This window comes from Kutzneria sp. NPDC051319, assembly GCF_040682195.1.
GTDB lineage: Bacteria > Actinomycetota > Actinomycetes > Mycobacteriales > Pseudonocardiaceae > Kutzneria.
Genome location: NZ_JBFBAM010000004.1, coordinates 157298 through 178988, shown reverse-complemented (window position 1 = coordinate 178988; position 21691 = coordinate 157298). Strand labels below are relative to the sequence as shown.

Genomic DNA, 21691 nt, shown 5'->3' with positions numbered 1-21691 from the left:
TAGAGTGACAGGGAGGCACCACCATGGCCGATCGCGGCGACTTTCTCGTGGAGACGGACTGGCTCCACGACCACCTCGACGACGGTGAAGTGCGCGTGGTCGACATTCGCGGCTCGGTGCCGCCGGTGCCGACGCCGGGCGCGCCGGCGGCGGCCGGGCTCGGCTACGAGGGCGCGTACGACGAGTACGCGGCGGCGCACATCCCCGGCGCCGTCTATCTCGACTGGACAAAGGACATCGTCGATCCGGACGACGAGATCGCCGTGCAGGTCGCGACCGCCGAGCAGTTCACGGCGGCGATGGAACGGGCCGGTATCGGCGACGAGCACCTGGTGGTCGCCTACGACACGCATCCCGCGTCGACCTTCGCCACCCGTCTGTGGTGGGCGCTGCGCTACTACGGCCACACTCGCGTTGCCGTGCTCAACGGCGGCTTTGCCAAGTGGCAACGCGAAAACCGGCCCGTGAACGGCGAGATCCCCTCCCTCGCGCCGGCAACCTTCACCGCCCGGGCACAGCCGTCGCTGCGGGCCACCGCGCCCGACGTCGTCTCGGCCATGGCCGACCACCGGACAACCATCGTCGACGCCCGCGATCCCGGCCAGTACACCGGCGCGGTCGTGCGCCCGGGCAACCGGGCCGGGCACATCCCGGGCGCGATCAACATTCCCCGTGAGGACCTCGTCGACCTCTCCACCGGCACCTGGCTCTCGTCCACTGAGCTGGCCGGCATCTTCGCCGACGCCGGGCTCGCCCCGGACCGCCCGATCGTGGCCTACTGCAACGGAGGCGTCGCCGCCGCGTCCGTCCACTTCGGACTGGCCGTCGCCGGCTACCCTCACGTCGCCAACTATGACGGCTCGTGGAACGAGTGGAGCGCCCGCACCGACCTGCCCGTGGAGGTCGACCAATGATCACCGAGATCGCCGTGCTCACCGCGCTCCCCGACCGGGCCGACGACCTCGGGCAGGCCATCACCGCCGGCATCACTCACGTCCGCGCGGACCCCGGTTGCCTGTCGGCCCAGGTCCTGCGGGGCGTCGAGCAGCCCGACCGATTCGTCGTCACCATCGCCTGGTCGTCCCTGGAGGCCCACGTCGACGGCTTCCGCGGCAGCCCCGCCTTCGCCCGCTGGATCGGCTCCGTCAAGCCGTTTCTGGCCGCCAGCGAGACCCAGCACTACTCGGCGTGCTAGTTACGGCTCCCAGGCGATGAGCTGGTCGAAGATGGTGGGATCGCCGTCGAGCTTCAGGGCGTCCATGGAAACACGGCCGTAGAAGGCCAGGACCAGGTCGCTGGCCGTGGCTGTCGCGGCGGCGTCGGCCGGCTTGTCCGCTGTGGTGACGCGGGCGCCGGCGGAGGAGAGCTTGACGCGCCAAGAGGGGCCATCGGTGACGTGGTAGTCGATGTCGGCGGCGTCGTGGGGCCAGGCGTCGGCGGTCGAGACGCAGGTGACCAGGAACTCGTCGACGCCGTCGAGGGCGACCTCGTCCGGCAAGGGCTGGGCGGCGCCGATGGTGAGCTGGGCGTCGTAGGTGTGCAGCGAGATCTCCTGGACCTGGTGCCGGGCGACGGCGCCGGCGGTCCGCGGCGACTGCGAGGTGCCCCACCACGACCAACACCCGGCGTCCGGACCGGCCTCCCGCAGGGCGGCCAGCAGCTGCTCCGCCGCATCGGCCAACCAGGCCAGCATGGCCTCACGCTCGTGCGGGACCTCCACCTCGGGCCGCGCCGGCCGGACGTCCGACGGCCCGGCGGCGACGATCCCGGCCCAGAAACGCCGTCCCTGGCCCATGTGGTGCACCAGATCGAGCAGCGTCCACTCGGGACAGGTCGGCACCGTGACGCCGAGATCGGGCGCGGCGGCGATGGCGGCCCGGAACGCGGCCGACCGTTCGTCGATCAGTCGCAGCAGGTCAGGGAAGGCAAGCGGGGTTTCCACGACCGCTGTATACCATCGCGGTCGGTGCACGGCCCAACGGTTTTCTCACCCGAAGCCCTCACGGATCAGCAGACCGGCGCGGCTGAAGAACAACGCCGTCTCGGGGTCCAGGGGCTCGCCAACGCAGTGGATACTCAGCAGCCGGCCGCCGAGGCGGGAATACAAGGCGGGCAACAGGGTTCGGCGTTCCTGGCGGGAATGGTCGTCACTGCGTTGCAGGCCCTCGAAAACGGCGAAGACGGAGAGTGGACCGGCCACCAGCTCCGACTCCAGGGCGCGGCGAAGCATGTGCAGCAAAGGCGCGCCGGCAACGAGATCCGTGGCCTGGACGGCAAGGAGATCCGCCAACACGTCAGCGGCGCGCAGCGACGCGGCGCAGTGGACCCGGCCGCCGGCCCGGACGACGGACAGCGCCCCGGCGGCGACCGCGTCGAGATCCTCGGTGGCGAGCAAGGCCGTCCCGCCGTCAAAGGACTGCGGGGCAACGGAAAGCCGTGACCAGGCGAGCACCAGATGGTACGGCGTGACCACGCCGTCGACCATCGTGTGCTCGCCGTCGGCCACGGCCGCGACCGCCCGGCCCAGCTCCGCGTGGGTCAGCTCCACGTCCGACGAGCTCAGGGCGAGTGGGACGGCTGGAGCCGAACTCGGTGCGGGGAACACGAAGTCCGACATCCAACTGGCTCCTCACGGGGATCGGTTACGTACATCGTCGACACGGTCACCCACCGCGTCCACATCGTTGCGATGACAGGAAAATGTCACCGCCCGCAGGCGACGGGCCCGAGCGCCTCGTTCTTCAGCGCGCCGAGGCCGGTGTGCAGGTAGTAGGCCCAGTAGCCCAGGTTGTCGCCGTAGCGGCTGCGCAGCTTCTGGTTGTCGTAGCCCTCGCCGTAGACCTTGGCGGTGGCGTCGGCGAACGCGGGCATGTCCAGCGGCACGAAGTCCATCCGACCCAGGCCGCGCAGCAGGATGGCGGCGGCGGAGAACTCGCCGACGCCCTTGATGCCGCGAAGGGCCTTGGTGGCCTGCGTGTAGGAGGCGGCGCGCAGGTAGTCCTCGCCGATGTCCAGCAGCCCGTCGACCAGGCTGGCCAGGTACTCCGCCTTGCGCGCGTTCTTGACGATGGCCAGCCAGTCGGCCACCTCCAGCTGCCGCAGGTCGGTGAGCTCGGGAAACGCCTGGAACTCGAGGCCGTCGTAGCTGATCTTGCGGCCGAACATCGAGGTGATCCGGCGCTTGAGCGACGTGGAGACGTTCTTCGGGGTGCGCTGCGACAACACGGCCCAGACGCCGATCTCGGCCACCGTGAGGAAGCGGACCTGGTGCAGCCCCCACAGCGCCTTGACCAGGCGGGCGTAGTCGGGGTGGTCGCCGTCGGCCTGGGCGTAGAACTCGGTGAGGTCGTCGGACAGGCTGAGGTAGCCGTCGATCTTGTCCAGCACCTTGGCCCGCAGCCCGTCGGCGATCGGCCGGTCGGAGGTCAGCTCGAAGTCGACGCCGCCGTCGGTCGGCGTCACCCGGAACACCACGGCCTGCCCGTCGATGGCGATGGCCTTGGTCAGCGTGTCCTCGGTCATGACCTGGTCGCCGCGGCAGGCGCCGAAGCCCTGCAAGAAGCGGATCGACGTGCGCAGATCGAACGGCTGGGCCGCCGGCAGCACGCCGGAGACCGTGGTCGGGGCGATCGTGCTGGTGGTCATCGCGGGCTCCCTCGGTTGTCGTCCGCACCGAAGGTAGAAGGCATGTAGGTCAGAACATGTCCCACATCGATGGCATATTTATCGGTATGACGGACACGCCGGCCCGACTGCTCACGCTGCTGTCGCTGCTGCAGACCCCACGCGAGTGGCCGGGCAGCGAGCTGGCCGAGCGCCTCGGGGTCAGCGCCCGCACCATCCGCCGGGACATCGATCGGCTGCGTGAGCTGGGCTATCCCGTCGAGGCGTCGATGGGCGCGATCGGCGGATATCGCCTGGTCGCGGGCCAGGCCATGCCGCCGCTCCTGCTGGACGACGAGGAGGCGGTGGCCATCGCGGTCGGCCTGCGCACGGCGGCCGGGCACGCGGTGGACGGCATCGAGGAGGCGTCGGTCCGGGCCCTGGCCAAGCTCCTGCACGTGCTGCCGTCGCGGCTGCGGCACCGGGTCGGTGCCCTGAACGCGGCCACCGAGCCGCTGCTGGGCAGCGGCGGGCCGACCGTCGACCCGGACGAGCTGGCGGTGATCGCGATGGCCATCGCCAACCGCGAGCGGCTGCGGTTCGGCTACCAGGCGGCCGACGGCAGCGAGACCCGGCGGCTGGTCGAACCGCTGCGCCTGGTGTCGACCAAGCGGAAGTGGTACCTGGTCGCCTGGGACAACGAACGGTCGGACTGGCGCATCTTCCGCGTGGACCGGATGCGGAACTCGCAGCTCACCGGGGCCAGGACCACGCCCCGTGAGCTCCCGGCCAAGGACGCGGCGGCGTACGTGGCCAGCAAGTTGTACGAGCGGTCGCCGACCTACAGGGCGGTGGCGACGCTCCATGCGCCGATCGACGAGGTGCGGCGGCGGATGGGCGGCGCGCGGGCCGAGCTCGAGGTCGTCGACGAGCACAGCTGCCGGCTGCGCACCCGGGCCGACTCGCTCGACTGGATCGCCTTCCGGCTGGCCATGCTGGGCTGCGACTTCGAGGTGCACGAGCCGCCGGAGCTGGCCGCGTACCTGCGGGGACTGGGCCGTCGGGTGATCAAGGCCGCGGGCGAGCCGGAGGACGTACAACTTCCGACGTAGCGGCATGACGCTTTGCACCCAAACCTCGCCCGCACGCTGGCTGCCGCCGCCTGCACGCCCCTAGCCTCGATGGTGGGAAAGTCCTGTCGTCGAAGGAGGAAACCGTGACCGCGATGCAGTCGGCGCACGCCATCGACGAGGAAACCCTGAACCTGTACCGGCTGACGCTGCGCTACGACACCCTCGACAGCGAGCTCGTCGCGCGTGAGGCCGACATCCCGCAGGACCGCGCGGCCGACGCGCTGGCCCGGCTGCACGCCGCCCGGCTCATCCAGCCGGTCGGCGTCGGCGGGCATTTCCGTCCCACGTCGCCGGAATGGGCCGAGGCGGAGCTGCTGACCCCCGTGCTGGCCGAGATGTACGCCAAGCAGCGGTTCATCGAGGAGACCCGCAAGACCTTGCAGGGACTGGGAACCGTGTACCGCGAGGCGCGGGGCAACGGGCCGCTGGGCGAGGACTTCACGTTCCTGCCTCCGGGCGACGCGGTCAAGGCCGCCTGCTACCGGCTGATCCAGGAGTGCACCACGGAGTTCGCCGCGACCCACCTGAGCTCGACGGCCGTCGGCGATGTGCTGCCGGACGAGACGGAGATGGCGCGGCGCGGCATCTCCGTGCGAACCCTGGTGCAGCACAGCGTGTTGGCCAAGCTGACCGTACAGTCCTATGTGAACAAGCTGACCGTCGCCGGCGGAGAGGTGCGTGCGCTGCCCCAGCTGTGGTTCCGGCTGGCGATCTTCGACCGCCGCACGGTCCTCGTGTCGGCCGGCCCCGGTGACGAGGCGGCCGGCGCGGTGCTCGTGCGCAATCCCATGGTGGTGGCCCGGGTGCACGAGGTGTTCGAGCACCTGTGGGGCACCGCGACGTCCGATATGGACGGTGAGAGCGGGCGCGGTGAGCTGGCGTCGTCGCAGCTGCGGGCGGCCGTGGCGCAGATGCTGGCCACCGGCTGCACCGACGAGGTCTCCGCCCGGCGGTTGGGGATGTCGCTGCGGACCTACCGGCGGCACGTCGCCAACATGATGACCGAACTCGGCGCCCGCACCCGCTTCCAGGCCGGCCTCCTGGCCCGCGACGCCGGCCTCCTCCCCGCCGTATAAGCGCACGTCGAAAAGGCCGGCACCCATGGGTGCCGGCCTTTTCGCTTACCCCCGCGAGTCCCGCCCAGCGTCACACCGAAACCCGGTTTCGCGCAGAACAGAGACCCGAGACTCCGTTCTGCCCGCAACCGTATTTCGGTGTGCCGGAGAGCGGGACTCGCTGAGGTCTGCTTCGGGCGTGGTCAAGGCCGTCCACTCTGGGCTGGCGGCTTCGGCCCGCCCCTTGCCGGGCGCGGGGTTGAAGGCTCTTGCCCACCCAACCCATCGGTCGGCCCTGCTCATCGTCGGCGGCGTGCCCGGTGATCCTCATTGCTGGTGGTCAGAGTGGGCTGGGGCCGGCCTTGCCGTCCGGGAGAGCTGGTTTCGGCAGAGGGAATGGGTGGGCGGAGCCCGTGGTGTGGGGTGGAGAAAGCCGCCGGCCAACGGGGACAACTTGAGTTGCCGGGACGGCCCACAACCTCGGGCGGCAGGATCGACCGGCGATGTGCTTGAAACCGTATTTCGGTGTGACGGAGAGCGGGACTCGCGGGGGGAAAGAAAGACGCAGGTCCTGGGAGGGGGCCCGGGACCTGCGTCATGGGGAAGGGTCAGGAGGCCGTGGCCGGCTTGACCTTCTTGGGCAGGGCGAACATCAGGGCGAAGGCCAGGATGAGGCCGCCGGCCACCCACCAGAGGCCGTGGCTGAAGGCGGTGCTGTAGGCCGCGGCGCGGTTGGGGTCGGTGGGGGCGATGTTGCCGACGGCCCCGAAGAAGGCCACCGACACCAGGCCGAGGCCGAAGGCCCAGCCGATCTGCTGCACGGTGCTGATCAGGCCGGAGGCGGAGCCGGAGTGCTCGGCCGGCACGTCGGACAGGATGGCGTCGGTGATCGGCGAGATGATCAGGCCCATGCCGAAGCCCATCACCAGCAGCGCGGGAATCATCTCCCACGTGGTGATGCCGGTGCCGATGCCGTTGACCAGCAGCATGTAGACCAGCACGCCGACGGCCATGACCAGCGCGCCGGCCTGGAGCACCTTGCGGCCGAACTTGGGCACCAGCACGGCGACGGACACGCCGGCCGCGCCGCCGACGGCGATGGAGAACGGGACGGCGGTCAGGCCGGCCTGCAGGGTGTCCCAGCCGAGGCCGGTCTGCATGTACAGCGTCCAGATCAGGAAGAAGATGCCGGTGGTGGCGCCGAAGACCAGCTGGACGCCGATGCCGGCGGCGAAGCTCTTGATACGGAACAGGGACAGCTCGACCAGCGGCGAGCCGTCGCGGCGCATCTTGGCCCGCTCGAAGGCGACGAAGCCGACGAACACGGCCACGCCGGCGGCCATCAGCGCGAACGTCCACAGTGGCCAGCCGAGCTGCTCGCCCTGGGTCAGCGGGAACAGCACCAGCAGCAGGCCGGCGGTGGCGAGCACGGTGCCGACGATGTCGATGCGCAACGCGTTGGGGCTGCGGGACTCGGTGATGAACTTGGCGCCGAGCACCAGGCCGGCGATGCCGATGGGCAGGTTGACCAGGAAGATCGGCCGCCACTCCAGGCCGAAGAGGTTCCACTGCGTCAGCAGCGCGCCCAGCAGCGGGCCGGCCACGGCGCCGAGGCCGACCATCGCGCCGTACATGCCGAACACCTTGCCCCGCTCCTGCGCCGGGAAGGTGACGTGGATGATCGACAGCACCTGCGGCACCATCATCGCGCCGGCCACGCCCTGCAGCACTCGGGACGCCACGAGCATGTCGGGGCTGACCGCGAGGCCGCACAGCGCGGACGCGACGGTGAAGCCGCCGATGCCGAGCAGGAACAGGCGCTTGCGGCCGAAGATGTCGCCGAGTCGGCCGCCGGTGATCAGACCGAGCGCGAACGCCAGCGCGTAGCCGCCGGTGATCCACTGGACGGCGCTGAACGAGGCGCCGGTGTCCCGCTGGATGCTGGGCACGGCGATGTTGACGATGGTGACGTCGACCAGGTCCATGAAGGCGGCGGTCATCACCACCGCGAGGGCGAGCCACCGGCGGCGATCGGCCGCGGCGGGCGCTGTGGGAGCCACAGCGGTGGGGGCGATGGTCATCCGTCTCTACCTTTCCTGCGCTTCGAGTGGAGCAGCGGTGACGCTAGCCCCGATGTAGGCCAGTTCCCGTCCTACTTCCGGACCGGGTGTTTCGGTGCGGACCCGGCGCGGCCACCACATGGCCTCCCCCAGGTCCAGGGTCAGCGCGGTGACCAGCACCGAGCGGACCACGAACGTGTCGATCAGCACGCCGACGGCGACGGTGAAGCCGAGCTCGGCGGCGAACACCATCGGCAGCGACGCCATGGCGGCGAACGTGCCGGCCAGCACCAGGCCGGCCGAGCTGATCACGCCGCCGGTCGCCGTCAGGCCGGTCAGCGCGCCCCGCCTGGTGCCCAGCCGCCGGGATTCCTCCCGCACCCTGGTCACCAGGAAGATGTTGTAGTCCACGCCGAGCGCCACCAGGAAGGTGAACGCCTGCAACGGGAACGCGGCGTCCATGCCGCCGAAGTGGAACACGTGGTCGAACACCACGGTGCTGATGCCCATGGTGGCGGCGAAGGACAGCACCACGGTGCCGACCAGCACCAGCGGCGCGACGATCGACCGCAGCAACAGCACCAGGATCGCCAGCACGACCAGCAGGATGGCCGGGATGACCACGAGCGAGTCGCGGGCGGCGCCGTCCTGCATGTCCAGCGTGATGGCCGAACCGCCGCCGACCTCCGCCTCGGCGCCCTTGATGCCGTGCACGACGTCACGCACCTGCCGCGCGGTGGCCAGCGATTCCGGGCTGTCCGAGGCCGCCCGAGGCGTGGCCATGACGAACGCCTTGCCGTCCTTGGCATCCAGCTGCACGACCGTGGCGATCGTGGGCAGCAGGGACAGCGTCAGCCGCACCTGGTCCGAAGTGGACGAGTTCACCACGACGCAGATCGGATTGCCGGCGCCGGCCGGAAAGTGCTGTGTCTGCAGCTGTTCGCCGGCGACGGCCTCGGTGACCTTGGTGAACTGGTCGTCCTGCGGGATGCCTTCGGCGTGCAGGCCGACCATGCCCAGCGCGAACGAACCGAGCACGACCGCCGTGCCGATCCAGGTCAGCCGGGGCTTGCGGGCCACCAGTTTCCCAACACGGGCCCAGATTCCCTCGCGGGCCGGCGGCAGCGAGCCGAACGCCGGCCGCACCGGCCAGAAGATCCACCGGCCGCAGATCACCAGCAGGGCCGGCATGAGCGTCATCATCGCCAGCAGGGCGACCACGATGCCGACCGCGCACACCGGACCGAGGCCGCTGGTGGAGTTCAGCGTGGCCAGCATCAGCACGAGCAGGCTGACCGCGACCGTCGCGGCGCTGGCGATGATCGCCGGGCCGGATCGGCGCAGCGCCGCCGCCATCGCGTCGTGACGGTCCACGTGCAGCCGCAGCTCCTCGCGATATCGGGCCACCAGCAGCAGTGCGTAGTCCGTGGCCGCGCCGAACACCAGCACGCTCAGGATGAAGCTGCTCTGCGAGTTCACGACGATGCCGGCGTACTTGGCCAGCACCGCAATCACCGCCTCCGAGGCGAACACCGCCACCACGGCGGTGATCACCGGCAGCAGCCACAGGGTTGGGCTGCGGTAGGTGAACAGCAGGATGGCCACGACCACCAGCACAGCGATGATCATCAGCAGGTCGGCGTCGCCGAACGCCTTGCCGGAGTCGGAGGCGTAGCCGCCGGGGCCGGTGACGTGGCTGACCAGACCGCCGGAATCCTTGCCGGCTATGGCGTTCAGCGCGTCGACCACCTTGGCGATGCCGGTCCAGCCGGACTCGCCGACCCGCACCGGAACCACGGTGGCCACGGCCTTGAGGTCGTCGGACACCAGTGGCAGCTGCACCTGGCCGGTCACGTCCGGCACGTGCTGGAACAGCACCGCGTCGGCGTTGACCTTCTTCAGGTCGGCCGGGGTGAGGCCGCTCGACCGGGCGTAGACGACGATGGTCGGCATGGTGTCGCCGGCCTCGAACTTCTGGGCGGCGGCCAGGAACCTGGCCGACTCCGACGAACTCGGCAGCCACGCCGAGATGTCGTTCTTCTGCACCGAGCCGAGCATCCCGGCCAGCGAGAAGGCCGGCACGAGCAGCGCGATCCAGGCCACCAGCACGACCCACTTGGCCCGGCGCCCACCGGGCAGGGCAACGATTCTGTGGAACATGACTCAGCCCTCCTCAGGTGTGGTAGACGTCGATGTGCCAGCGGCCGTCGGCCTGGTTCACCGTGCGGACATGCCATTCCACGGTGATCGGGATGCCGTTGATGATCACGTAGAAGTCGGCGGCCATGGTGACCTTCCCGGTGCCGTCGCCGGTGTGCGAGGACCAGTCCTTCAGGGCGTCGTAGGCGAATCCGCCGTAGTGGCAGGTTCCGCCGGTGGCCGACACGGCCGCGCCGTCGTAGCTCAGTCCGAAGTCGACGGACGCGTGCCAGGCGTCGCAGCTGTAGGCGGAGCACAGCTGCACGGTCCGAGCCGTCTTCGTCGAGGTGAAGGTGGCGATGTTGACGCAGTCGGTCTCCGGCACGCCTTCGGGGTACTTCTTGTGCAGGAAGGCGCATTCTGCGGTGGAACCGGTGTAGCGGACGCTGGTGGTCCCCTCGGCCGGCGCGTCGGCGTTGACGATGAGCTTGCCGGACAACGGAGACGTGGCGCCGACGATGCTGTCGCCGACCGGAGCGGCCGGCGCCTTTCCGGTTCCGCCGAGGAATGCGGTGGACACGCCGAGTGCGACGACCGCCGCGGCCACCGCCAGCATGCCGGCTCTGCGTACTCGGGACACTGTCGTGTTTCCTTCCTTTTCCCGGCATGGTCAAGTCTGCCCAGCCCGGCCGGCGCCGGGAAGGCGGTGGAACTGGCACCCTGCTGCCTGGCAGCTTCCTGCCATCAGGGCGTCGCGGTCACGACGACCAGTGGTAGAACTGCTCGGCCATGGCATCGCGCGGGGAGCGCCAGGTCTGCGGGTCGTAGGGCTCGATGTGGTTGGCCAGCTTGTCGTTGACGTCGACGAAGAGCTCGTGCCCGCGCACGTCCTCGACCCGCTGCGGGCCCTGCTCGTCGGTCTCGAACAGGTGGAAGTACAGGCCCTGGTAGCGGAACAGCTGGCGGCGGGTGACGCCGACCAGCCCGGGCAGGGCGGTCCGGTCCGACTCGGTGAAGATGTCGGCGACCCGCCCGGCCGCGTCCGGCGTCATCCGGGCGACGATGAGCGTGGTGGTCATGACGGCCTCCGATCAGGTGGGAATGAGCTTGGGAAGCTTGGGTCTCGCGACGGACCAGCGGGTGCGGATCGGGCGCTCGACGAAGGTGTAGAGCAGCCAGGCCAGGCCGAGGCTGACCAGCAGGTCGATGGCGATGATGCCGAAGGCGGCCGGGATGCTGAACAGCTGTCCGTTGCGCAGCAGGGTTCCGCCGCCGAACACCACGATGCCGTGCACCAGGTAGAAGGAGTACGACATGTCCCCGAGCTTGGCCCATATCTTGCCGCGCAACAGGGAACGCCGGTTGTGCACATCGGTGGCGGCGGCCGCGGTGACCAGCAGCGCGGCCGGCAGGATCTCCACGAAGGCCAGCTCGTAGGTGAACGGCAGCAGCAAGCCGACCGCGCCGGCCACCAGGTAGATGGCGATGGCCGGCACCAGGCCGAGGTTGATCCAGCGGCCGGTCTTGATGATCCGGCACATGATCATGCCGAGCACGAAGTCCAGCATGCGGGTGGGCGGCGCGGTGTAGACCATCCAGAACTGAGTCATGCCGATGGGCGAGGAGAACGGGAACTGCGGCGTGTTCGGCACCAGGAAGTTGGAGATGGTGGAGACCACGAACACCGTGGCGACGATGCCGCCGACCCACCACCACAGCCGGCTGGGCGCGATCTTGTTGACCCAGCGCAGGATGAACGGGAACAGCAGGTAGAACGGGATCTCGCAGGCCAGCGACCAGGTGGAGCCGTTGAGGGCGGCCCACACCTCGTAGCGCGGCACCCAGGACTGCACCAGGAAGATGTTGGGCAGCACCTGCCACAGCGCCGCCCCCATGCCCAGCAGGCAGATCAGCATCGTGACCAGGTGGCCCGGGTAGATACGGACCAGCCGGCGGCGCAGGAAGCCGCCGTAGCTGTCGGTGGGCTTGGCCAGCCAGGTCAGCAGGAAACCGCTGAGCACGAAGAAGAACGAGACGCAGCCGAACGCCGCGACCCGGAACACGGCCTCGAAGGCGTCGCCGAAGGCGGTGTCCGCGAACGGGTTCACACCCGGCAGGGGCAGCAGGGAGTGGTCCATGAACACGGTCAGGGACGCGAACACCCGCAGGCCGGGCAGCGTCGCCAGCCGGAGCTTGGACGGTTTCGGTTGGTCGGCAGAAGTCGATACCGAAGTCGACGTAGGGGTCGACGCGGGGGGAGCCGATCCGGTGGATGCGGGGATCGTTGAGGTCATGGCACGGCTCGTTTCCTCTGGAGTCGTCTCAGGCGGCCGCGCGCAGCCGGTCCTCGGACAGGCCGAGCAGGCGGACGGCGTTGCCGGTCAGGATGTCGTGGGTGTCCGCTGTGGACAGACCGAGATCGGTCACGGTCTTCACCAGGTCGGCGACCTCGTGCGGCAGCGGCGGAGTGTCGGTGCCGAACAGCACGTGGTCGGCACCGAACACGGACACGTTGGCGCGCAACGCCTGCGTGCTGTGCGAGGCCGTGTCCACCCAGATCTGCGAGAAGTAGCTGCTGGGCCGGCGGGGCAGGGCCGGCTTGCCGGCGGCCGCCCAGTGTCGCGGGGAGTGCGCGAGATCGAGCCGGTCGGCCAGCAGGGCCAGCGCCCCGCCACCCGTGGCCGCGATCACCCGCAGGCTCGGGTCGTTCTCGAACCGGCCGCCCATGATCAGGGTGGCCAGGCTCAGGTGCACGTCGGTGAACCGGGCCAGCTGCTCCACCAGGCCGAAGTGGCTCAGCGCCGGGGATCCGACCGGCTCGGCCGGCGGGTGCAGCATGATCGGGACGCCGGCTTCGGCGGCCAGGGCGAAGAAGCCGTCCGCGCCCGGGTCGTCCAAGAAGCGCCCGCGCACCGATGTGTTCACGATGAAGCCGACGAACTCGGGCCGGCGCACCAGCTCCGCCGCCGCGGCCAGTTCGGCGTCCGTCCCGAAGGGATTGACGTAGGCGTAGGCCAGCAGGTGATCGGCGTGCGCGCGGACGGTCTCGCCCATCCAGTCGTGGAAACAGGCCAGCTTGTCCGCGGGCTGCGCGTAGTTGTCGAGGCCGGGGATGCGGGTCATGGTGCCGAAACCGACCGGGCTGCCGACCACGGTCAGCCCGATGCCGGCCGCGAGCTTGCGCTCGATCATGCCGTCGATGTCGCCGAGGCTGGGCGGCATCGGGTACTTGGCCAGCAGTTCCGGCGCGGTCACGTGGCCGTGCACGTCGATGATCACGACGCCACCGCCGGCTCGGTCGGCCGCACCACGGCGACCGCGTCCAGGTGGCCGAGGCCGGCCGCCACACCTTGCCGGAACAGCTCGCCGGAGGCGACGGTGACCGGGGCCGAGACGCCGTTGGCGGCGGCCAGATCGGTGGCCAGGCGGAGGTCCTTGTCCATCAGGTCCAGCCGGAACGCCGCCGGCTCCAGGCGGCCGGCGTTGACCAGCATGCAGCGGAAGGCCACCACCGGCGAGCTGTAGCCGCTGCCGCCCAGCACGCCGAGCACGGTCGCCCGGTCCAGGCCGGCGGCCGCCCCGATGTCCACCGCCTCGGCCAGGCCGGCCAGCTGGACGCCGAGGAACAGGTTCAGCGCGATCTTCATCTGCGCGCCGGATCCCCACTCCCCCAGCACGTTCACGTCCTTGCCGATGGCCTCCAGCAGCGGCCGGGCGGCCTCGATGTACGGCTCCGGGCCGCCGACGAGGACCCGGAGCTGGCCGCCGCGGGCGTGGTGCGGGTTGCCCAGCACCCGCGACTCGACGAATCGCAGGCCCGCCTTCTCCGCCAGCGAGCCGATTTCTCGGGCCGACTCGGCCGAGGTCGTGCTGGTGTCCAACACGAGCGCGCCCTTGGCCAACCCGTGCACGGCGCCGTCCGGTCCAAACAGGACAGTCGTCACCGCATCCGCGTGGGCCAGGCTGACCAGCACCGCGTCGGCACCTCGCGCGGCCTCGGCCGGCGTGGCCGCGGCGACGGCTCCTCTTTCCAGCAACGGCAACAACTTCTCCGTGCTGCGGTTCCACACCCGCAGCCGGTGGCCCTCGTCCAGCAGCCGCTCGGCCATGCCGGCGCCCATGGCGCCGGTGCCCAGCACGGCGATCGTCGAAGTCATGGTGGTCTTTCCTCCTAGGAGCTGGCGGTGACGCCGCCGTCGACGTACAACACCTGTCCGGTGACGAAGCTGGCCTGCGGCGACGCGAAGAACGTCACGGCGGCGGCCACCTCCTCGGGACGGGCGAAGCGGCAGGCCGGGATGCGGCGGATCATCATGGCGGTGAACTCGTTGTCCACGCCCGCGGTCAGCCCGGTCGGCACGAACCCGGGCGCGACGGCGTTGACCGTCACCCCGTGCGCCGCCCACTCCGTGCTGAGCTGCTTGACCAACAGGTTCACGCCGGCCTTGGACGCGCCGTAGGCGGAGAACCCGCGCCGGCCGCCGTATTCGCCCCGGGTGGAGGACAGCAGCACGATCCGGCCCGGCCGGCCGGCGTCGACCATCTCCCGGCCGACCGCCTGGGCCAGCCAGAAGCTGCCGGACAGGTTGATGCCGATCACCCGGTCCCACTCCTGCGGCGAGACCTCCAGCGCCGGGCCGTGGGCGTCGATGGCGGCCAGGTTGACCAGCACGTCGACGGCGCCGAGGTCCTCGGTCACATCCGCGACGAGCCGGTCCACGGTGACCTTGTCGGCCAGGTCCACCGTGTACGGAAAGGCTCGCACGCCCTGTACACGCAGTTCCTTGCAGGCGATCTCGGCGCTGCTCAGCGTGCGGCCGGCGACCGCCACCGTGGCACCCTCGGCTCCCAGCTGGTCGCAGACCGCGCGGCCAATGCCGCCGTAACCCCCTACCACCAAGGCAATCCGGTCAGACATCGGCCAGCTCCTCGTCGTGCCGGCGGCTGAGGATGCAGCGCATGCTGGCCGAGGCGAAGAAGGCGGCGGTCTTCTCCGGGGTGGACATGTCCCGCTCCTCCTCCAGGTACTGCTCCAGCGCCGTCTCCAGGTCGCGGACCTCCCGCTGCTGGCCCATGTGCTTGGCCACGTCGATGAAGTCACCGTCGAACTCGATCACCCGCACGACGGTGTTCTGCCGCATGAACACCGAGGTTCTCTTGAGCAGGCCGACAACTTCGCCGGCGGCGTCGCGCACGGTGTGGTCAGGCCGACCACTGCGCTCGAACAGCCGGATCACGTCGTCCTCGGTCCCCCGCCGGACGTTCCAGGTCAGCGCCCACTGCTGTGACATCGTGGTACCCCTCGCTCTCGATTTCGTCGTTCCAGAAGTACGGGTCCGGCACGCCGAGCAGGGCCGCGCCGTACCAGGCGAACCAGTCGAGGACCCGCGCGGCCGCCGGCGTCATGCCGGGCGCCCCACCAGGATCGAGTTGGGCGGGTTGATCTCGACGATCTCGTCGAGCGCGAAACCGGCGCGGGCGAACAGGTCCCGCCACTCCGCCTCGGTGCGCTCGACGCCGCCGACGTTGACCATCATCTCCACGTCCATGAACTTGGCGAAGCCCCATCCGTTGAGCGCCGGCACCACGGCCTCGATGACCAGCAGCCGCGCGTCCGGCCGGTCGCCGATGGCCCGGCGCACGCGGCCGAGGATGTCCGCGCACTGGTCGTCGTTCCAGTCGTGCAGAACGCTCTTGAGGATGTACGTGTCGCCGCCGCCCGGCACGGTCTCGAAGAAGCTGCCCGCGGCCAGTTCGACGCGGTCGCCGAACTCGCCGGTCACCGCAACGTCCACAACGGACTGCTGGTCGAACAGGATGGCCGTGGTGTCCGGGTTGGCCCGCAGGATCTCCGAGACCAGGAAGCCCTGGCCGCCGCCGATGTCCACGACCTTGCCGGCGGTCGAGAAGTCGTAGCGGTCGGTGATGTCGCTGATCGAGTCGCCGGACAGGGCCAGCATCGCGCCGTCGAAGATCTGCTGGCTCTCCGGGTTCTTGGCCATGTAGGCGAACATGTCCGGCACGTCGTTGAGCTGGTTGAACACCGGGGCGCCGGTGCGCACGGTGTCGAGGATCCGGCCGTAGGGGCGCCAGGTGAAGTCCTCGCCGAAGAAGATCACGGCCTGGCGCAGGGATCCCGGCACGTCGGCGCGCAGGAACTCGGACAGCGGGGTCTGGCCGAAGCGGCCCTCGGTGTCCTCGGCGAACACGCCGACGCTGGCGATGGCCCGCAGGATCCGGTGCAGCGACCGGGCATGCGTGCCGGTGGCCTCGGCCAGCTCGGCCGGCTTGCGCGGGCCGTCGGCCAGCAAGTCGGCCACGCCGAGCTTCGCCGCGACGTACAGCGACTGCGACACCCACTTGCTGGTGGCCATCAGCAGGATCTGCGCGGACTCCGGCAGCAGGGCGGTGTCCGGCGGGTCGGCGACGAGGCCCTCGTGCACAACCGGGGTCTCCTGAACCTGCGTCATCTCAGATCTCCTTCAGCGAGTAGGCCACTTCGTGGATGTTGCGCTCGACCGCGCCGGCCCAGTACGGCCGCAGCGGGGTGGTGGTCTGCTTGTGGATCGGGGCGTCCTCCCAGGCCAGGAAGGCGGCCGTGTTCTCCCACTCGGACAGCAGGATGTAACGGTCGTCGTCCGCGGTCGGCCGCAGCAGCTCGTCGCGGATGTGCCCGGGGGTGCCGGCGACCTTGGCGGTCACCTCGGCGTAGGCCGCCTCGAACTGCTCCTCGTCGCCCTGGCGAATACGGGCGAGCACCATCACTCGTGCGGTCACTGCTGTGCTCCGATCTCGGCTAGTTCCATCCGGGCGCTGCGCCGCAGTGCGGCCAGCGGGGCGGTGACGCGGTCCTGTTCCTCGCTGGTTTCGAAGCGGTGGAAGGACTCCCGGTCCGTCCAGTCGCTGGTGATCACGAACTCGGTGACGCCGTCGGCCAGGTCGCGGGCGGTGATGGCCTGCCCGAGGCAGCCCTCGACGGTGGCCGCGTAGTCGGCGGCCGGCCGGCACCGGGTGATGAACTCGTCGGCGTCGGTGGTGCCGACCTGCATGGTCAGGGTCATCCGGACGGCCATGCTCAGATGCCTCCGTCCACGTAGAGCAGTGCCCCGTTGACGAAGCCGGACAGGTCGCTGGCCAGGAACAGCACCGTGTCGGCGATGTCCTCGGGCTGGCCGAGCCGGCCCAGCGCGGCCAGGTTGGCGTAGCGGGTGCGCTGCTCGGGCGTGAGCCCGGCGACCTGGTCGGTCTGCACGATGCCCGGCGCCACGCTGTTGACCCGGATCCGACGCGGACCCAGTTCCTTGCACATGGACCGGGTCAGGCCGTGCACGCCGGCCTTGGCCGCGGTGTAGTGGGTCCGCTCGGGCATGCCGACCCAGGCCACCGCCGAGGTCACGTTGACGATGGATGCGTTGTCCCGCAGGCGAGGCAGCACCGAGCGCACGACGAGGAACATGCCGGTGAGGTTGGTGTCCACCACCCGGTGCCACTCGTCGAGCTCCATGCCCAGCAGCGAGGCGCTGCTGACGACGCCGGCGTTGTTCACCACGATGTCCAGCGCCCCAACGCGTTCCGCGAGCGCGGACACCTCGGACTCGTCGGACACGTCGGCGAAGGCGACGGCGTGCTCGCTGGACAACGCCTTCAGGTCCTCGGCCAGCTGGTCGGCGGCCTCGCTGGGGCGGGAGCCGACCGCGGTGACGGTGGCGCCGTGGCGGGCCAGCGTCAGCGCGGTGGCCCGCCCGATGCCGCGGGTGCCGCCGGTGACCAGCGCGGTCTTGCCGGTCAGATCGATTCCAGTCACGACATGTCTCACATTCCGCCGTCGACCATCAGGGTCTGGCCGTTGACGTAGGAGGAACGGTGGTCGGCGAGGAAGGCAACGACCTCGGCCAGCTCGGGCGACTGCCCGATGCGGCCGAGCGCGCACTGCCCCTCGTAGCGGGCCTTCAGCTCGGGATTGAGGCCCACGGCCGACATCTCGGTCTCGATGATGCCGGGCGCGATGGCGTTGACCCGGATGTCGCGCCGGCCGACCTCGCGGCTGAGCGCCTTGGTGAAGCCGATCAGCGCCGCCTTGCTTGCCGCGTAATGAGTCTTGCCGGGCGCGCCGGTGATGCCCAGGCCGGAGGTGATCGTGACGATGCTGGCCCCCGGGCCCATCAGCGGCAGCACGGCCCTCGTCACCAGGTACGGCCCGGTGACGTTGGTGGCGAACAGGGAATCCCAGTGCGCCCGCTCGAGATTCTCCAGCAGCGCGAACGTGGTCACGCCGGCGTTGTTGACCAGCACGTCGATGCCGCCGAACTCCTCGGCGCAGCGGGCGACCGCCGCGTGCACCTGCTGCTCGTCGGAGATGTCGCACTGGAGCGCGATTCCCTTGGGGGACGCGGCCTCCAGCTCCTTGGCCAGCAGCTCCGCCGCCTCGCCCTCGGTGCGGTACAGGCCGCACACGCGGACGCCGTCGGCCAGCAGCCGCTGCACCACGGCCTTGCCGATGCCCCGGCTCGCGCCGGTGACCAGTGCCGTGCGAGTCATGCCGTCCTCCCGCTCGTGGTCAGTTCGTTGTCCCAGTCGGTCTCCTTGGACACGATCGGGATCAGCCGCCGGCGGTCCAGCGACTGCTGCTCCTCCGGCTTGATCCAGTCGCCGAAGCCGCTGCCGGTCGGCGCGGTGCGCATGATGCGGATGAAGCCGCTGCGCACCCGGCCCGGCACGGTGCCCCACTTGACCAGCGCCAGGTGCTCCGGCGAGCGGGCGAAGTCCTGCAGCGCCTCGTAGCTCTCGAAGAAGGCGATGGCCCCGGTGGTCAGCGGGAACTTGAACAGTCCCTTGTGGAACACGAAGCCCGGGGTCCGCTTGAGCCGGCGCATCATCTTCCACACCAGCGGGCCGCCGGTGAGGAAACCCTTGAGTGTCAACCGGGTCTTGCTGATGAACAACACCTGCGCCCGGGCCTCGTCCGGCATGAGCTCGAAGTCCTGGGTCAGGCTGACGGGAAGCCGGCTCATGACAGCGCCTCGTCCTTCAGCGCACCCAACCCCGTGTGCAGGTAGTACGCCCAGTAGCCCAGGTGCTTGCCGTAGCGGTCGCGCAGCAGCTGGTTGTCGTAGCCCTCGCCGTAGACCTTGGCGGTGGCCTCGGCGAAGTTGGGCATGTCCAGCGGCACGAAGTCCATCCGGCCCAGGCCGCGCAGCAGGATCGCGGCGGCGGAGAACTCGCCGACGCCCTTGATCCGCCGCAGCGCCTTGGTCGCCTCCTCGTACGGGGCGGTGGCCAGGTAGTCCTCGCCGATGTCCAGCAGGCCGTGCACCAGCGAGGCCAGGTACTCCGCCTTGCGCCCGTTCTTGACGATGCCGACCCAGTCGGCCGCGCTCAGGTGCTGAAGATCGGTCAGCTCCGGAAAGGCCTGGTAGTCAGAGCCTTCGAAGCTGATCTTGCGGCCGAAGTTCTGGGTGATCCGCCGCTTCAGCGCCGTGGAGACGTTCTTGGGCGTGCGCTGCGAGAGTATCGCCCACACGCCGATCTCCGCCACCGTGAGGAAGCGAACCTGGTGCAGGCCCCAGAGATTGCGCACCAGCCGGGCGTAGTCCGGGTGGTCCTCCTGGGCCAGCGCGTAGAACTCGGCCAGGTTGTCCGACAGGCTCAGGTAGCCGTCGATCTTGTGGCAGACGATTTCCCTGGTCCGGTCGGAGATCGGCTCGTCGGAGTGCAGCACGTAGTCCACGCCGCCCCGGCGGGAGGCGACCTTGAACGCGATGGCCTGGCCGTCGACGGCGATCGCCTTGGTCAGGCTGTCCACGGTCATCACCTGGTCGCCACGGCAGGCGCCGAAGCCACGCAGGAAGCGGATGGACGTCCGCAGGTCGAACGGCTGGGCGGCGGGCAGCACACCCACGACCCGGGTCTGCCCCAGAACCGCGGTCACGACACGACCTCCTTGACGGCAAGGGAATCCAGGGCCGCGCGGATGCCCGGCAGGGCGTCGTCGGACCGGATCACGGTGAGCACGCACAGGTACGGATCGGCGACGATGGTCAGCAGCGACTTGTCCCGCGTGCCGAACCCGTAGGCGGCGCCGAGGATTCCCTGCCAGTCCAGGGCGAGCCCGATGGCCTCGTCCTCGCCGGTGGCCACCAGCCCGGCCTCGACGCGCAGCCGCGTCGCCCGCTCGACCTGCTTGGCCCGGCCGCCGGCGATGTCGCGCTCGGCGACCTTGCGCAGGCTGCGCGGCACGCCTTGCAGGTGCGCCACCTGGATGATGGGCACCTCCGCCGTCGCCGGGTCGGTGCGCAGCGCGTCCACCAGGTCGTGGCCGGCCTTCTGGGTGATCCGGTTGCCCAGCACGACCACCAGCGGCCGTCCGGCCTTTGTGGACAGATCGACCTCGGTGTCGCCGACGCCCGGCAGCACATAGCCGCGCAGGCTCTTGGCCGCCGCCGCGCCCTCCACGGTGTTCTTGATCAGTTCCAGCTGGATCGCGCTGTTGCTGTTGATCCGGTCGCGCATGCCGGCGTCGTCCACCGGGGCGCCGGGCTTCATCTGGAAGTCCTGCACCCAGCGCATCACCGTGCCGCCGTCGGCCGCGGGCTCGTAGGTCCAGCGGATGTTCATGTACTCGAAGGGACCCGTCTCGACGCGGCGGGCCACGACCGTGCGGGCCGCGCGGTCCAGCTCGCGCTCGGACACCCAGCTCCACACCCGGCCCTGCTCGTCGGGGTGCATGGTGAGCCGGAACTTGACGTAGTCGGCCTTCTGCTCGATCACCTCGGCCTCGGCGTACTCGCTGAACAGCCGCGGCCAGCCGGGGACGTCGTTGGTGATGTCCCAGACCAGATCGAACGGGGCGTTGAGGTGCACGGAGTTCTCGGTACGGGCAGCCATCTCCTACACGGTCCCTTCGACGGAAGTGGTGGCCAGCGCGGCCCTGATCGCCGCGAACGCGCCGGGTTCGGTGACCCGGGCCAGTTGCCGCTGCTCGTGGTCGAGCACCAGCACCACCGGCGTGCGGTCGGCGGCGCTGAAGCCGAAGCCGCCGGTGACCTCGCCGGTCCAGTCCAGCGCGATGTTCAGCAGCGTCGACTCGTCCACGGCCGGCGCGCCCAGCGCGGCCCGGCGGGCGGCCAGGTCGGACAGCTGCGCGCGGTAGCCGGCGGTGATGTGCCGGGTGGCCATGGCCTGCAACGGCTTGGGCACGTCGCGCAGGCAGGCCACCTGCACGACGGGCACCGACATGGTCTGCGGGTGCGACCGCAGCGACTCGATGATCTCGTGGCCGGTCTTCTGGGTGTGCCTGTTGCCCAGCACCACGACCAGCGGGGCCCCGCGGTGGGCGTCGAAGTCCACCGCGGTCCCGTTGACGCCGGGAATGACGTGGCCGGCCAGGGGGTTCGCGCTCACGTCAGCTGTCCACTCGCAGCACGGTGGTCAGGAAGTGCAGCGTGGCGGTGGGCGTCTTGAGCTCCTCGGCGTCGGCGTCGGTGATGGTGACGCCGAAGCGGTTGCCCAGCGCGACCATCAGGTCCAGGTGCCCGAGCGAGTCCAGCTCCCACTTGTCGTACAGCGCGTCCAGGTTCTCGTTGAGCTCGCGGGCGGTGGTGGGGAAGCCGCCCTGCGTCATCAGCTCGGCCAGCGTGGCGACCAGCTGCTCGGTGCTCAGACCCGACTTGCTCGGCGCGATGGTCATGGTGATTCTCCTTGT

Annotated in this window: 26 protein-coding genes; 4 read left to right on the top strand and 22 right to left on the bottom strand. The window is 70.1% G+C overall.

From position 1 onward, the window contains the following. Nucleotides 1–23: 23 nt before the first annotated feature. Both AB0M73_RS05640 and AB0M73_RS05635 read left to right on the top strand, forming a co-directional pair. Nucleotides 24–914 (top strand): sulfurtransferase, encoded by an 891-nt coding sequence (locus AB0M73_RS05640; protein ID WP_363887252.1) that lies wholly within the window; start codon nt 24–26, stop codon nt 912–914. After that, nucleotides 911–1195 (top strand): antibiotic biosynthesis monooxygenase family protein, encoded by a 285-nt coding sequence (locus AB0M73_RS05635; RefSeq protein WP_363887250.1) that lies wholly within the window; start codon nt 911–913, stop codon nt 1193–1195. Before AB0M73_RS05640 ends, AB0M73_RS05635 begins: the two co-directional genes overlap by 4 nt. On the opposite strand, the gene AB0M73_RS05630 is transcribed toward AB0M73_RS05635, so the two are convergent. From AB0M73_RS05630 to AB0M73_RS05620, 3 genes are all read right to left on the bottom strand, one after another. Next, complete coding sequence (locus tag AB0M73_RS05630) at nt 1196–1942, bottom strand: maleylpyruvate isomerase N-terminal domain-containing protein (RefSeq protein ID WP_363887247.1); 747 nt, start codon at nt 1940–1942, stop codon at nt 1196–1198. Between the two features lie 45 nt (nt 1943–1987). Continuing rightward, nucleotides 1988–2617, bottom strand: coding sequence for a hypothetical protein (locus AB0M73_RS05625; protein ID WP_363887244.1), 630 nt, complete (start codon nt 2615–2617; stop codon nt 1988–1990). 86 nt (nt 2618–2703) lie between these two features. Then, complete coding sequence (locus AB0M73_RS05620; protein WP_043718705.1) at nt 2704–3645, bottom strand: hypothetical protein; 942 nt, start codon at nt 3643–3645, stop codon at nt 2704–2706. Nucleotides 3646–3731: 86 nt separating this feature from the next. Between AB0M73_RS05620 and AB0M73_RS05615 the strand changes: the two genes are divergently transcribed. Further along, nucleotides 3732–4715, top strand: coding sequence for a YafY family protein (locus tag AB0M73_RS05615; RefSeq protein WP_363887240.1), 984 nt, complete (start codon nt 3732–3734; stop codon nt 4713–4715). 104 nt (nt 4716–4819) lie between these two features. Further along, complete coding sequence (locus tag AB0M73_RS05610) at nt 4820–5812, top strand: hypothetical protein (RefSeq protein ID WP_363887238.1); 993 nt, start codon at nt 4820–4822, stop codon at nt 5810–5812. A gap of 587 nt (nt 5813–6399) precedes the next feature. Here the strand turns inward: AB0M73_RS05610 and AB0M73_RS05605 are convergent. The 19 genes from AB0M73_RS05605 to AB0M73_RS05515 all read right to left on the bottom strand — a co-directional run bounded on the left by AB0M73_RS05605 (nt 6400) and on the right by AB0M73_RS05515 (nt 21676). Beyond that, on the bottom strand, nt 6400–7872 hold the full coding sequence (locus tag AB0M73_RS05605) for an MFS transporter (protein ID WP_363887235.1): 1473 nt from the start codon (nt 7870–7872) through the stop codon (nt 6400–6402). Nucleotides 7873–7878: 6 nt separating this feature from the next. Beyond that, nucleotides 7879–10011: an MMPL family transporter gene (locus AB0M73_RS05600; RefSeq protein ID WP_363887232.1), complete on the bottom strand. Its 2133-nt coding sequence runs from the start codon at nt 10009–10011 to the stop codon at nt 7879–7881. Between the two features lie 13 nt (nt 10012–10024). Continuing rightward, the gene (locus AB0M73_RS05595; RefSeq protein WP_363887230.1) at nt 10025–10630 is read right to left on the bottom strand and encodes a hypothetical protein; all 606 of its coding nucleotides are present in this window, start codon (nt 10628–10630) and stop codon (nt 10025–10027) included. Nucleotides 10631–10748: 118 nt separating this feature from the next. Continuing rightward, complete coding sequence (locus tag AB0M73_RS05590; protein WP_363887228.1) at nt 10749–11069, bottom strand: TcmI family type II polyketide cyclase; 321 nt, start codon at nt 11067–11069, stop codon at nt 10749–10751. 12 nt (nt 11070–11081) lie between these two features. After that, on the bottom strand, nt 11082–12284 hold the full coding sequence (locus tag AB0M73_RS05585) for an acyltransferase (protein ID WP_363887226.1): 1203 nt from the start codon (nt 12282–12284) through the stop codon (nt 11082–11084). A 28-nt stretch (nt 12285–12312) separates the two neighbouring features. Next, nucleotides 12313–13269: an amidohydrolase family protein gene (locus tag AB0M73_RS05580; RefSeq protein WP_363887224.1), complete on the bottom strand. Its 957-nt coding sequence runs from the start codon at nt 13267–13269 to the stop codon at nt 12313–12315. After that, on the bottom strand, nt 13266–14147 hold the full coding sequence (locus AB0M73_RS05575; protein WP_363887221.1) for an NAD(P)-dependent oxidoreductase: 882 nt from the start codon (nt 14145–14147) through the stop codon (nt 13266–13268). The genes AB0M73_RS05580 and AB0M73_RS05575 overlap by 4 nt, the downstream gene beginning before the upstream one ends. 14 nt (nt 14148–14161) lie before the next feature. Next, entirely contained in the window at nt 14162–14908 is a 747-nt protein-coding gene (locus tag AB0M73_RS05570; RefSeq protein ID WP_363887219.1) for an SDR family NAD(P)-dependent oxidoreductase, read from the bottom strand. Next, nucleotides 14901–15281 carry a SchA/CurD-like domain-containing protein gene (locus AB0M73_RS05565; protein ID WP_363887216.1) on the bottom strand — a complete coding sequence of 127 codons (381 nt, stop codon included), beginning with the start codon at nt 15279–15281 and terminating at the stop codon, nt 14901–14903. Before AB0M73_RS05565 ends, AB0M73_RS05570 begins: the two co-directional genes overlap by 8 nt. Nucleotides 15282–15392: 111 nt before the next feature. After that, a complete protein-coding gene (locus tag AB0M73_RS05560; RefSeq protein ID WP_363887213.1) occupies nt 15393–16460 on the bottom strand; it encodes a methyltransferase in 1068 nt (355 codons plus the stop codon). Between the two features lies 1 nt (nt 16461). Beyond that, nucleotides 16462–16767, bottom strand: coding sequence for an antibiotic biosynthesis monooxygenase family protein (locus AB0M73_RS05555; RefSeq protein ID WP_157494645.1), 306 nt, complete (start codon nt 16765–16767; stop codon nt 16462–16464). Beyond that, nucleotides 16764–17063, bottom strand: coding sequence for an antibiotic biosynthesis monooxygenase (locus AB0M73_RS05550; protein ID WP_052394997.1), 300 nt, complete (start codon nt 17061–17063; stop codon nt 16764–16766). The genes AB0M73_RS05555 and AB0M73_RS05550 overlap by 4 nt, the downstream gene beginning before the upstream one ends. A gap of 2 nt (nt 17064–17065) precedes the next feature. Beyond that, the gene (locus AB0M73_RS05545; RefSeq protein WP_232240864.1) at nt 17066–17794 is read right to left on the bottom strand and encodes an SDR family NAD(P)-dependent oxidoreductase; all 729 of its coding nucleotides are present in this window, start codon (nt 17792–17794) and stop codon (nt 17066–17068) included. 8 nt (nt 17795–17802) lie between these two features. Beyond that, complete coding sequence (locus AB0M73_RS05540) at nt 17803–18528, bottom strand: SDR family NAD(P)-dependent oxidoreductase (protein ID WP_363887207.1); 726 nt, start codon at nt 18526–18528, stop codon at nt 17803–17805. Beyond that, nucleotides 18525–19001 carry a hypothetical protein gene (locus tag AB0M73_RS05535; RefSeq protein ID WP_363887205.1) on the bottom strand — a complete coding sequence of 159 codons (477 nt, stop codon included), beginning with the start codon at nt 18999–19001 and terminating at the stop codon, nt 18525–18527. Before AB0M73_RS05535 ends, AB0M73_RS05540 begins: the two co-directional genes overlap by 4 nt. Further along, nucleotides 18998–19918 carry a hypothetical protein gene (locus tag AB0M73_RS05530; RefSeq protein WP_363887202.1) on the bottom strand — a complete coding sequence of 307 codons (921 nt, stop codon included), beginning with the start codon at nt 19916–19918 and terminating at the stop codon, nt 18998–19000. The genes AB0M73_RS05535 and AB0M73_RS05530 overlap by 4 nt, the downstream gene beginning before the upstream one ends. Next, nucleotides 19915–20874, bottom strand: a complete 960-nt coding sequence (locus AB0M73_RS05525) for an SRPBCC family protein (RefSeq protein WP_063753542.1) — start codon at nt 20872–20874, stop codon at nt 19915–19917. Before AB0M73_RS05525 ends, AB0M73_RS05530 begins: the two co-directional genes overlap by 4 nt. A 3-nt stretch (nt 20875–20877) precedes the next feature. Continuing rightward, nucleotides 20878–21390 carry a hypothetical protein gene (locus AB0M73_RS05520; RefSeq protein WP_363887198.1) on the bottom strand — a complete coding sequence of 171 codons (513 nt, stop codon included), beginning with the start codon at nt 21388–21390 and terminating at the stop codon, nt 20878–20880. A 1-nt stretch (nt 21391) separates the two neighbouring features. After that, the gene (locus AB0M73_RS05515; protein ID WP_043718726.1) at nt 21392–21676 is read right to left on the bottom strand and encodes an acyl carrier protein; all 285 of its coding nucleotides are present in this window, start codon (nt 21674–21676) and stop codon (nt 21392–21394) included. Nucleotides 21677–21691 lie beyond the last annotated feature (15 nt).